The sequence below is a fragment of the Streptomyces sp. rh34 genome, assembly GCF_002551245.1.
In the GTDB taxonomy this organism is placed as follows: Bacteria; Actinomycetota; Actinomycetes; order Streptomycetales; family Streptomycetaceae; genus Streptomyces.
The window spans coordinates 49,487-61,202 of record NZ_NTGZ01000010.1; the positions used below are offsets into that span (position 1 = coordinate 49,487).

Genomic DNA, 11,716 nt, shown 5'->3' on the forward strand with positions numbered 1-11,716 from the left:
GCCCCTGCCATGGCTTCCGCCCCTCCCTCGGTCCTCGGACCCTCGTGGGTTCCAGGATGCCACTGTGACGAAGGGCCCGGCCCGCGTCATCACGACGTGGACCGGGCCCTTCGGGGCGTGCCGGGCGGTCAGTCCTTGATCTCGCAGATCAGGGCGCCGGAGGTGACGGAGGCGCCGACCTCGGCGGTGAGGCCCTTGACGGTGCCGGAGCGGTGCGCGTTGAGCGGCTGCTCCATCTTCATGGCCTCCAGGACGACGACGAGGTCGCCCTCCTTGACCTCCTGGCCCTCCTCCACCGCGATCTTGACGATGGTGCCCTGCATGGGCGAGGCGAGGCTGTCGCCCGAGGCGGCGGAGCCGGCCTTCTTCGCGGCGCGGCGCTTGGGCTTCGCCCCGGCGGCGAGGCCGGTGCGGGCCAGCGACATGCCCAGCGAGGACGGCAGCGACACTTCCAGGCGCTTGCCGCCGACCTCGACGACGACGGTCTCCCGTCCGGCCTCGTCCTCCGCATCCGCGTCCGCGGGGGCGGCGAAGGGCTTGATGTCGTTGACGAACTCGGTCTCGATCCACCGTGTGTGGACGGTGAACGGGTCCGCCGTGAAGGCGGGGTCCGCGACGACGGCACGGTGGAACGGGATGGCGGTGGCCATGCCCTCGACGGTGAACTCCGCCAGCGCGCGGGCGGCGCGCTGGAGCGCCTGCTCGCGGGTCGCGCCGGTCACGATGAGCTTGGCGAGCAGGGAGTCCCAGGCGGGGCCGATCACGCTGCCCGACTCGACGCCCGCGTCGAGGCGGACGCCGGGGCCGGTCGGCGGGGCGAAGGTGGTGACGGTGCCGGGGGCGGGCAGGAAGCCGCGGCCCGGGTCCTCGCCGTTGATACGGAACTCGAAGGAGTGACCGCGCACGGCGGGATCGTCGTAGCCGAGCTCCTCGCCGTCGGCGATACGGAACATCTCGCGTACGAGGTCGATGCCCGTGACCTCTTCGGTGACGGGGTGCTCGACCTGGAGGCGGGTGTTGACCTCCAGGAACGAGATGGTCCCGTCAGCGCCGACGAGGAACTCGACCGTGCCGGCGCCGACGTAGCCGGCTTCCTTCAGGATCGCCTTCGACGCCGCGTACAGCTCCTCGTTCTGCGCCTGGCTCAGGAAGGGGGCCGGGGCCTCCTCCACGAGCTTCTGGTGGCGGCGCTGGAGCGAACAGTCGCGGGTGGAGACGACGACCACGTTGCCGTGGGTGTCGGCCAGGCACTGGGTCTCCACGTGGCGCGGCTTGTCGAGGTAGCGCTCGACGAAGCACTCGCCCCGGCCGAACGCCGCCACGGCCTCGCGGACCGCGGAGTCGTACAGCTCCGGGATCTCCTCCAGCGTGCGGGCCACCTTCAGGCCGCGACCGCCGCCGCCGAAGGCCGCCTTGATCGCGACCGGCAGTCCGTTCTGCTCGGCGAACGCGACGACCTCGTCGGACCCGGAGACCGGGTCCGGGGTGCCGGCCACCAGCGGGGCGCCCGCGCGCTGGGCGATGTGCCGGGCGGCGACCTTGTCGCCGAGGTCGCGGATGGCCTGCGGCGGCGGGCCGATCCAGGTCAGCCCGGCGTCCAGGACGGCCTGGGCGAACTCCGCGTTCTCCGACAGGAATCCGTAACCGGGGTGGACCGCGTCCGCCCCCGAATCCGCCGCGGCCCGCAGCACCTTGGCCATGTCCAGATAGCTGGCGGCCGGGGTGTCACCGCCCAGGGCGAACGCCTCGTCTGCGGCCCGGACATGCAGTGCGTCCCGGTCCGGCTCGGCGTAGACCGCGACACTCGCGATCCCCGCGTCCCGGCACGCCCGAGCAACGCGGACAGCGATTTCGCCACGGTTGGCGATGAGCACCTTGCGCACGATGACTCCCTCCTCGAAACAAGCTGAGTTTAGGGACTACCGACACGGCCGTACGACCCGTCCCCAATGGTGAGCTTGCCCACACGGAGTGTGATCCGAGGCTTGCCCCAGTAGTGAAATCCCTTGTGGCACCACGGTACGCCGCGATCCTCCACCGCACAGTAACCAGCCGGTGTGGTGCAGGTCTCTGTCTTTAAGGTCAACGCCTCACGGTGTTTCTTTGTGGAGTCCCTACGAACGGCCGATGGATTCTTTGCCCGGCGCACGGACCTGCCCCACCCCTGTCGTACCTCTTGTCCGACGGAATACCCGTGAGTAGGGTCCGCGCTACGCACGTACTGCAGGTAACAGGGGGTGGAACGGTCATGCGCAGACCGGTGGCGATCGTGACCGCGCTCGTGCTGTTCGGGGAGGCGGTGGGCATCGTGCTCATCAACGCCGTCCTGGCCACGGTCGCCGAGAACCAGAACATGTCGCTCGCCGGTCTGGACCCGGACGCCATGTCCACCGGCACCTGGGTGATGGGCGGCGTCTCCGGGCTGCTGCTGGTCCTGTGCGGGCTGGTCGCCCTGCTGGCCGGGGCCCGCGACCGGGCCCCGGGGCGCTTCGGACGCGTCGCCCTGATCGGCTGCGCGGTCGTGCACGGCGTCCTCGGCGCGGTCGTCGTCGGCCTGGTGGGCTGGGGCGCCTTCGCGTTCATGATGCTCGTGCTGGCCCTGCTGGTGCTCACCCTGCTGGCGTACGGGCCCGGGACCCGGGCCGAGGACGGCGCGAGCGACGAGGTGGCCCCGGCGGCGGCAAAGGGGCTGCCGGTCTAGAGGCCGCCGGTCTGGACCCACAGCTCCGTCACGGAGACGTCCAGTTCGCCCAGCAGTCGGCGCAGCAGTGGCAGCGAGAGCCCGATGACGTTGCCGTGGTCGCCCTCGATGGAGTCGACGAACGGGGCCGAGCGGCCGTCCAGCGTGAACGCCCCCGCGACGTGGAGCGGTTCGCCCGAGGCCACATACGCGGCGACCTCGGCGTCGCTCGGCTCGCCGAACCGTACGACCGTGGACGCCGTCGCCGACGCGGTGCGCCCGGTGGCGGTGTCGATCACGCTGTGCCCGGTCCGCAGGACGCCCGACCGGCCGCGCATCGACTTCCAGCGGGCGGTGGCCTCCTCGGCGTCGGCCGGCTTGCCCAGCGCCTCGCCGTCCAGCTCCAGCACCGAGTCGCAGCCGATGACCAGGGCGCCCGCCACCTCGGGGCGCTCCGCGACCGCCGCCGCCTTGGCCCGGGCCAGGACGAGCGCGAGCTCGGCGGGGGTCGGCGCGCTCAGGGCGTCCTCGTCCACCCCGCTGACGATCACCTCGGGGGCGAAACCGGCCTGGCGCAGCAGGCCGAGACGGGCGGGGGAGGCGGAGGCGAGCACGAGACGGCGCTGATCAGTCATGCGAGCCATCGTAGAAGGGCCCGTGGGGGCCGAGGGGCCGCGGGCCCGCCGCTCAGCGGATGCCGAGCACGAACATCGCCACCAGCATGGCCATCGCCAGCAGGACGCCCGCTCTGCGCAGCATGGCCTGGGCGTCGCGCAGTTCCTTCGGCGGCTTGTTCTCGGGGTCGGACCACAGCATGCTCCCGATCCTGCTGCGCCGCCCGTCCCCACGCCTGAGTACAGGTACTCAAAGCCGCCCCCGATCGGGACGGGGGCGGCTCGCGGTCGGACCGGCGGCTCAGGCCGGCCAGTACGTCCGGGCCCAGGCGCGGGGGCCCGGCCGAGGGCGGCCGGTGCGGGCGATGCGCCCCGGGTCGGACCACTGTTCGGCCGGCAGCGGTGCGCCGGACGACACGGCGGACGCCGCCGCGGCGCGCGCCCGGACCACCGCCAGTGCGGCGGCCAGCTCCTCCGGGGTGGGGTTGCCCCGTACGACCTTGATCATGGGCAGACCTTTCTGCGAGCGGCTGATGGGACCGGTTAGAGCGGGATGTTGCCGTGCTTCTTCGGAGGCAGGGATTCCCGCTTCGTACGCAGCTGACGCAGCCCCTTGACGATGTGGGCCCGGGTGTCGGACGGCATGATCACCGCGTCGACGTAGCCGCGCTCGGCCGCCACGTACGGGTTGAGCAGCGCGTCCTCGTAGTCCGTCATCAGTTCGGCCCGCGTCGCGTCCGGGTCCTCGGCGGCGGCGATGGCGCGGCGGTGCAGGATGTTCACCGCGCCCTGCGCCCCCATGACGGCGATCTGCGCGGTCGGCCAGGCGAGGTTCAGGTCGGCGCCCAGGTGCTTGGAGCCCATCACGTCGTACGCGCCGCCGAAGGCCTTGCGGGTGATGACGGTGATCAGCGGGACCGTCGCCTCCGCGTAGGCGTAGATCAGCTTCGCGCCGCGCCGGATGATGCCGCCGTACTCCTGGTCCACGCCCGGCAGGAAGCCCGGCACGTCCACGAAGGTGATGACGGGGACGTTGAACGCGTCGCAGGTGCGGACGAAGCGGGCCGCCTTCTCGCTGGCGTTGATGTCCAGGCAGCCGGCGAACTGCATCGGCTGGTTGGCGACGATGCCGACCGGGTGGCCCTCGACCCGGCCGAAGCCGGTGATGATGTTCGGCGCGAACAGGGCCTGGGTCTCCAGGAACTCGCCGTCGTCCAGCACGTGCTCGATCGCGGTGTGCATGTCGTACGGCTGGTTCGCCGAGTCCGGGATGAGCGTGTCCAGCTCGCGGTCCTCGTCGGTGGTGGCGAGGTCCGCCTCCTCCGGGAAGGCCGGCGCCTCGGAGAGGTTGTTCGACGGGAGGTACGACAGCAGCGACTTGACGTACTCGATGGCGTCCTTCTCGTCGCCCGCCATGTGGTGCGCCACCCCGGAGGTGGTGTTGTGCGTACGGGCGCCGCCCAGCTCCTCGAAGCCGACGTCCTCGCCGGTGACCGTCTTGATGACGTCGGGACCGGTGATGAACATGTGCGAGGTCTGGTCGACCATCACCGTGAAGTCGGTGATCGCGGGGGAGTAGACCGCCCCGCCCGCGCACGGGCCGACGATCAGCGAGATCTGCGGGATCACCCCGGAGGCGTGCACGTTGCGGCGGAAGATCTCGGCGAACAGGCCGAGCGCGACGACGCCTTCCTGGATGCGCGCGCCGCCGCCGTCGTTGATGCCGATGACCGGACAGCCGGTCTTCAGCGCGAAGTCCATGACCTTGACGATCTTCTCGCCGTAGACCTCGCCGAGCGAACCGCCGAAGATCGTGAAGTCCTGCGAGTACACGCAGACCGGGCGGCCGTCGACCGTGCCGTAACCGGTGACGACTCCGTCCCCGTACGGGCGGTTCTTCTCGATGCCGAAGTTGGTGGAGCGGTGCCGGGCGAACTCGTCGAGCTCCACGAAGGAGCCCTCGTCCAGCAGCAGCTCGACCCGCTCACGGGCCGTCAGCTTGCCCTTGGCGTGCTGCTTCTCGACCGCGCGGGCCGAACCGGCGTGCGTCGCTTCGTCGATGCGGCGCGTGAGGTCCGCGAGCTTGCCCGCGGTGGTGTGGATGTCGCTTAGCGGCTCGGACATCGGGGGGCGGCTCCCTGCCTGGTCACGGGGACGACGTCTGGCACCGGTCACGGGGGGACGGCCAGCCGTCAGTCCGGCTCTGGCTACTGACTCGTAGGGTATCGGCGCGCCTCCGGAAAGGCAGTGCGTCCTTTGCCACACCTAGGCTGGGTTGCATGACACCACCGGATGCGCCACACAACCGCTGGTCGGATCTCGACCGGCCGCCCCTCAACGTGACCGCGCTGCGTCGCGGACTGCTGCGGCCGGACGCGCTGTGGACGTCGCTGGAGGTCGTGGGGTCCACCGGATCCACCAACACCGACCTCGCCGGGCAGGCCCGTGGCGGGGCGGTGGGCGAGGGCACGGTGCTGGTCGCCGAGGAGCAGACCGCGGGGCGCGGACGGCTGGAGCGGAGCTGGACCGCACCGCCCCGCTCCGGGCTGTTCCTCTCGGTGTACCTGGAGCCCGGTGACATCCCCGTGGAGCGTTGGGGGTGGGTGCCGCTGCTGGCCGGGGTCGCCGCCGCGACCGGGCTCGCGAAGTCGGCGGGTGTCGACATGTCGCTGAAATGGCCCAACGACCTGCTCGTCTCGGTGGAGGGGGAGGAACGCAAGACGGGCGGCATCCTCGGCGAGTTCGCCGGGGACGGCATCGTCGTCGGCCTCGGCATCAACGTCTCGCTCCGCGCCGACGAGCTGCCCGCCCCCACCGCCGGGTCGCTGGCGCTCGCCGGAGCGGTCTCCACCGACCGGGAGACCCTGCTGCGCGCCGTCCTGCGGTCGCTGGAGCACTGGTACGGCCAGTGGAAGGCGGCCGGTGGCGACGCGGCCGCGAGCGGGCTCCAGGCCGCCTACGCGGCGGGCTGCGCGACGCTGGACCGGACCGTGCGGGCGGAGCTGCCAGGGGGGACGTCCCTGGTCGGCGAGGCGGTCGCGATCGACGGGGACGGACGTCTCGTCCTCTCCACCGAGGACGGGCTCCAGCAGCCGGTCTCGGCCGGGGACATCGTCCACCTGCGGGGCGCGGCGGGCGGCCTGACCTGAGGGGGGCCGCGCTCCCGACGGGCGTACGGGCGGATACCGCGTATGCCTGGGATGTCACGCGCGACGCACCGGGGACGGGCGGCCAAGGACGTGAGCTGGGGCACACCTGCCGTATCGTTGAGGCGATCCAGCGACAGATCGGCAGGGCAGTGCGCAGGGAACGGGCAGGAGGCGGCTGGTGACCGTCGGCGACACGACGTCCGGCGCGGGTGAGGAGCCCGGGCCGGACTCCTCGGTCCACGCCACACCCCACCACGAGGTCGACCACACGGTGGAACCGACCGACGACCCCCTCGCCATCCGCCTCGAAGCGCTGATCCTGGGGGCCGACCGGCGCTACACGCCCTTCCAGGCGGCCCGCACCGCCGGGGTCTCCATGGACCTGGCCTCCCGGTTCTGGCGGGCCATGGGCTTCGCCGACATCGGCCAGGCCAAGGCGCTCACCGAGGCCGACGTGCTCGCCCTGCGGCGGCTCGCCGGCCTCGTCGAGGCGGGGCTGCTCAGCGAGCCGATGGCGATCCAGGTCGCCCGCTCCACCGGGCAGACCACCGCCCGGCTGGCCGAGTGGCAGATCGACTCGTTCCTGGAGGGGCTGACCGAGCCGCCCGAGCCCGGCATGACCCGCACCGAGGTCACGTACCCGCTGGTCGAGCTGCTGCTCCCGGAGCTCCAGGAGTTCCTCGTCTACGTGTGGCGGCGCCAGCTCGCCGCCGCCACCGGCCGGGTCGTGCAGGCCGCGGACGACGAGGAGATGGTCGACCGGCGGCTCGCCGTCGGCTTCGCCGACCTGGTCGGCTTCACCCGGCTGACCCGGCGCCTCGAGGAGGAGGAGCTCGGCGAGCTGGTCGAGTCCTTCGAGACGACCGCCGCCGACCTGGTCGCCGCGCACGGCGGCCGGCTCATCAAGACCCTCGGCGACGAGGTCCTCTTCGCCGCCGACGACGCGGGCACGGCCGCCGAGATAGCGCTCCGGCTGATCGAGGCGATGTCCCAGGACGAGACGATGCCCGCCCTGCGCGTGGGCATCGCCTTCGGCACGGTCACCACCCGGATGGGCGACGTCTTCGGCACCACGGTGAACCTCGCCAGCCGGCTCACCTCGATAGCGCCGAAGGACGCCGTCCTGGTCGACGGGGCGTTCGCCAAGGAGCTGGTCCGGCACGGCGACGCCCCGGAGTCCGAGGCGCAGGCCGCCGAGGCCGTCGCGGCCGCCGCCGAACGGGCCCGGGTCGCCGAGAAGGAGGGCCGCGCGCCCGACGACGAGCCGCCGCTGCCCACGTACCGCTTCGGGCTCCAGCCGATGTGGCAGCGTCCGGTGCGCGGGCTCGGCGTGGTGGAGCCGTGGCTGCTGGCCCGGCGGGGGAAGACCGGCTCCTGAGCGCGGTTCGCCCCTTCGGCGAGCCTCTGTCGTCGCGCCTCCGCCCCGGTCGTCACGCCCCCGCCCCGTCCCGCCCTGTCGGGGCGGCGCCGTCCTGTCTAGGATCCGTGACGGTAACGCTCGTTAACAGGCCGTCCATGACAGGGGTGCAGCCATGACCGTCACGTCCGAGCAGCGGTACGGGGAGTTCGTCGTCGTACGGCGGCACGAGGGGCAGGATCATGTCGCCGAGCTGGTCCTCGACCGGCCCAAGGCCATGAACGCCGTCTCCACCGACATGGCCCGCTCCATCGCCGCCGCCTGCGACGCGCTCGGCGCCGACCGGGACGTCCGGGCCACCGTCCTGACCTCCAGCCACGAGCGGGCCTTCTGCGTGGGCGCCGACCTCAAGGAGCGCAACTCCTTCACCGACGCCGACCTCGTACGTCAGCGGCCCACCGCGCGCGCCGCCTACACCGGGGTCCTGGAGCTGCCGATGCCGGTGATCGCCGCCGTGCACGGCTTCGCCCTCGGCGGCGGCTTCGAGCTCGCCCTCGCCTGCGATGTGATCGTTGCCGACGCCACCGCCGTGGTCGGGCTGCCCGAGGTGTCCGTGGGCGTCATCCCGGGCGGCGGAGGTACGCAGCTGCTGCCGCGCCGGGTGGGGGCGGCGCGCGCCGCCGAGCTGGTGTTCAGCGCCCGCCGGGTCGAGGCCGCCGAGGCGCGCGAACTGGGGCTGGTCGACGAGCTGGTCGAGGCGGGCCGGGACCGCGAGGAGGCCCTCGCGCTGGGCGGCCGGATCGCCGCCAACTCACCGGTCGGGCTGCGTGCGGCCAAGAAGGCGCTCCGGCTGGGCCAGGGGCTCGACCTGCGGGCGGGACTGGAGGTGGAGGACGCGGCCTGGCGGTCGGTGGCCTTCTCCGGGGACCGTGCGGAGGGGGTGGCCGCGTTCAACGAGAAGAGGCGGCCCGACTGGCCCGGCGCATGAGATCCGATGACACAGCGTGAGTATTTCACGGTATCTCGCGGTATCTCGCGCAAAAATAGTTGAAATTAGTTAAGCATCAAACTGATCAAAAGGGGACAAATCTACATAGGCTGTGGAAATGGGTGGTGACGATGTGCGGCTGCGGGCCGTGGTTTCGCTGGCGCAGGCCATGGCCGCGGCCTACACGCCGCGCGAATCGTGGCGGGCGGCGGCGCTGGGTGCCTGCGAGGCGCTGAGCGGCAGTTTCGCCGCGCTCTCCGTGTGGGAGCGGGACCGGGGCAGGCTGCGGGTGCTGGTGAACGCGGGGCAACGCGCCGAGGGGGAGGAGGAGTTCCCCGAGGAGGAGGCCTACCCGGTCCACGAGTTCCCGGAGATCACCGAGTTCCTCCACGAGCGGTGGGCCGGCGGCGGCGAGCCCGACGCCTGGGTGGAGACCGCCGACGGGCAGCCCGGCGCGGGCGGTCCGGCGCGCGGCGCCCGCCCCTACTGCCACCAGCGGGTCGCGGCGCTCCGGCGGCGCGGCCGGGGCTGCTGCGTGGTCGCGCCGATCGTGCTGCACGGCCGGGCCTGGGGCGAGCTGTATGTGGCGCGGCCGGCCGGGCAGCCCGTCTTCGGCCGGGCCGACGCGGACTTCGCGACCGTGCTCGCCGCCGTCGTGGCCTCCGGGATCGCCCAGACCGAGCGGCTGGAGGAGGTCCGCAAGCTGGCCTTCACCGACCCGCTGACCGGTCTGGCCAACCGCCGGGCGGTCGACATCCGGCTCGACGAGGCCGTCGAGCGGCACCGTGTCGACGACACGGTCGTCAGCCTCGTCGTCTGCGACCTGAACGGTCTCAAGGCGGTGAACGACACCCATGGCCACGCCATCGGCGACCGTCTGCTGGAACGTTTCGGCTCCGTGCTGTCGCTGTGCGGGGCGATGCTGCCGGAGGCGCTGGCGGCCCGGCTGGGCGGCGACGAGTTCTGTCTGCTCGCGGCGGGTCCCCCGGCCGACGCGGTGGTCGCCGTCGCCACCGAGCTGTGCGACCGGGCGGCGGTGATCGAGCTGGGCGACGGGGTCGCCTGCGGGGTCGCGTCGACCGGCGACCCGATCGGCCCGGTGCGCTCGGCCAGGCGGCTGTTCCGGCTCGCGGACGCCGCCCAGTACCGGGCCAAGGCCGCCCGCTCGCTGGGTCCTGTGGTGGCCGGGCGGGACGGCGAGGTCATCCGGCTCGCGGACTCCCCGCCCAAGTCCGCGCACGACCGGCGCAGGCTGCGCGGCAACCGTCCGTGAACCCGGGCGCGCCGTGCGCGGGTGGGCGCGGGCGCGTCGTTTCGGCGTGGTGGCGGCGCACCAGGCCTCGGCGCAGGGCCGCTCACGTACTCCTTCGGTCCCGTAAGGGGCTCCGGGCCGCACCACTAGTGACATGAAGGGTTTCAGTCCGTACGCTGCTGAATATGGATATGCACACTGTCGTGGTGGGGACGTCCGGAACCACCGCCGAGGACGTCGTCGCCGTGGCCCGCCACGGCGCCCGGGTCGAGCTCTCCGCCGCCGCCGTGGAGGCCCTTGCCGCCGCCCGTCTCATCGTGGACGCGCTCGCCGCCAAGCCCGAGCCGGTCTACGGCGTCTCCACCGGCTTCGGCGCCCTCGCCAGCCGCCACATCAGCCCGGAACTGCGGGCGCAGCTCCAGCGCAACATCGTCCGCTCGCACGCGGCCGGCATGGGCCCCCGCGTCGAGCGCGAGGTCGTCCGCGCGCTGATGTTCCTCCGGCTGAAGACGGTCGCCTCCGGCCACACCGGGGTACGCCCCGAGGTCGCGCAGACCATGGCCGACCTGCTGAACGCGGGTATCACGCCCGTCGTCCACGAGTACGGCTCGCTCGGCTGCTCCGGCGACCTCGCCCCGCTCTCGCACTGTGCGCTCACCCTGATGGGCGAGGGTGACGCGGAGGGCCCCGACGGCACGGTCCGGCCCGCGGGCGAGCTTCTCGCCGCGCACGGCATCACTCCGGTCGAGCTCCGCGAGAAGGAGGGCCTCGCCCTCCTCAACGGCACCGACGGCATGCTCGGCATGCTGGTCATGGCCCTCGCCGACCTGAAGAACCTCTACACCTCGGCCGACATCACCGCCGCCCTCTCCCTGGAGGCGCTGCTCGGCACGGACAAGGTCCTCGCCCCCGAGCTGCACGCCATCCGCCCGCACCCCGGGCAGGGCGTCAGCGCGGACAACATGCTGCGGGTGCTCGCCGGTTCAGGGTTGACGGGCCATCACCAGGACGACGCCCCCCGGGTCCAGGACGCCTACTCGGTGCGCTGCGCCCCCCAGGTCAACGGTGCGGGCCGCGACACCCTCGACTACGCGGCCGTCGTCGCGGGCCGCGAACTGGCCTCCTCCATCGACAATCCGGTGGTCCTGCGAGGGGGCACCTCCCGTTCGAGCGAAGCCGAGAACGGGGGAGGCCGGGTCGAGTCCAACGGGAACTTCCACGGCGCGCCCGTCGCGTACGTCCTGGACTTCCTCGCGATCGTCGCCGCCGACCTCGGCTCGATCTGCGAACGCCGCACCGACCGGCTGCTCGACAAGAACCGCTCGCACGGCCTGCCGCCGTTCCTCGCGGACGACGCCGGGGTCGACTCGGGCCTGATGATCGCCCAGTACACCCAGGCCGCCCTGGTCAGCGAGATGAAGCGGCTCGCGGTCCCCGCCTCCGCCGACTCCATCCCGTCCTCCGCGATGCAGGAGGACCACGTCTCCATGGGCTGGTCCGCCGCGCGCAAACTCCGTACGGCCGTGGACAACCTGGCCCGGATCGTCGCGGTCGAGCTGTACGCCGCGACCCGCGCCGTGGAGATCCGCGCCGCCCAGGGACTGACCCCCGCCCCCGCCTCGCGGGCCGCCGTGGACGCGCTGCGGGCCCTGTCTCTTATACACATCTCTGAGCGG

At 72.6% G+C, this 11,716-nt stretch carries 11 protein-coding genes; 6 read left to right on the forward strand and 5 right to left on the reverse strand.

Features of this window, described 5'->3' with window-relative positions:
* Positions 1-128 precede the first annotated feature (128 nt).
* Positions 129-1,883 (reverse strand): acetyl/propionyl/methylcrotonyl-CoA carboxylase subunit alpha, encoded by a 1,755-nt coding sequence (locus CR470_RS04305; protein ID WP_097866237.1) that lies wholly within the window; start codon positions 1,881-1,883, stop codon positions 129-131.
* A 365-nt stretch (positions 1,884-2,248) separates the two neighbouring features.
* Between CR470_RS04305 and CR470_RS04310 the strand changes: the two genes are divergently transcribed.
* Positions 2,249-2,701, forward strand: a complete 453-nt coding sequence (locus CR470_RS04310) for a hypothetical protein (RefSeq protein ID WP_097866238.1) — start codon at positions 2,249-2,251, stop codon at positions 2,699-2,701.
* Here the strand turns inward: CR470_RS04310 and CR470_RS04315 are convergent.
* The 4 genes from CR470_RS04315 to CR470_RS04330 form a co-directional block, all read right to left on the reverse strand.
* Complete coding sequence (locus tag CR470_RS04315; protein ID WP_179892135.1) at positions 2,698-3,324, reverse strand: nucleoside triphosphate pyrophosphatase; 627 nt, start codon at positions 3,322-3,324, stop codon at positions 2,698-2,700. The two genes, CR470_RS04310 and CR470_RS04315, sit on opposite strands and share 4 nt — an antisense overlap.
* A gap of 43 nt (positions 3,325-3,367) precedes the next feature.
* A complete protein-coding gene (gene mmpB, locus CR470_RS40300; protein WP_097866240.1) occupies positions 3,368-3,496 on the reverse strand; it encodes a morphogenic membrane protein MmpB in 129 nt (42 codons plus the stop codon).
* Positions 3,497-3,595: 99 nt separating this feature from the next.
* Entirely contained in the window at positions 3,596-3,802 is a 207-nt protein-coding gene (locus CR470_RS04325) for an acyl-CoA carboxylase epsilon subunit (RefSeq protein ID WP_097866241.1), read from the reverse strand.
* Between the two features lie 35 nt (positions 3,803-3,837).
* Positions 3,838-5,418, reverse strand: coding sequence for an acyl-CoA carboxylase subunit beta (locus tag CR470_RS04330; RefSeq protein ID WP_097866242.1), 1,581 nt, complete (start codon positions 5,416-5,418; stop codon positions 3,838-3,840).
* 155 nt (positions 5,419-5,573) lie between these two features.
* Here CR470_RS04330 and CR470_RS04335 point away from each other — a divergent pair, with 155 nt between their 5' ends.
* The 5 genes from CR470_RS04335 to hutH form a co-directional block, all read left to right on the forward strand.
* Entirely contained in the window at positions 5,574-6,443 is an 870-nt protein-coding gene (locus tag CR470_RS04335) for a biotin--[acetyl-CoA-carboxylase] ligase (protein ID WP_097866243.1), read from the forward strand.
* A 178-nt stretch (positions 6,444-6,621) separates the two neighbouring features.
* Positions 6,622-7,821 (forward strand): adenylate/guanylate cyclase domain-containing protein, encoded by a 1,200-nt coding sequence (locus CR470_RS04340; protein ID WP_097866244.1) that lies wholly within the window; start codon positions 6,622-6,624, stop codon positions 7,819-7,821.
* 154 nt (positions 7,822-7,975) lie between these two features.
* Positions 7,976-8,788: an enoyl-CoA hydratase/isomerase family protein gene (locus tag CR470_RS04345; protein ID WP_097866245.1), complete on the forward strand. Its 813-nt coding sequence runs from the start codon at positions 7,976-7,978 to the stop codon at positions 8,786-8,788.
* 118 nt (positions 8,789-8,906) lie between these two features.
* Positions 8,907-10,061, forward strand: coding sequence for a GGDEF domain-containing protein (locus CR470_RS04350; protein ID WP_097866246.1), 1,155 nt, complete (start codon positions 8,907-8,909; stop codon positions 10,059-10,061).
* A gap of 164 nt (positions 10,062-10,225) precedes the next feature.
* Positions 10,226-11,716 (forward strand): histidine ammonia-lyase (gene hutH / locus CR470_RS04355; protein WP_097866251.1); only part of this gene is annotated, 1,491 nt, incomplete at its 3' end.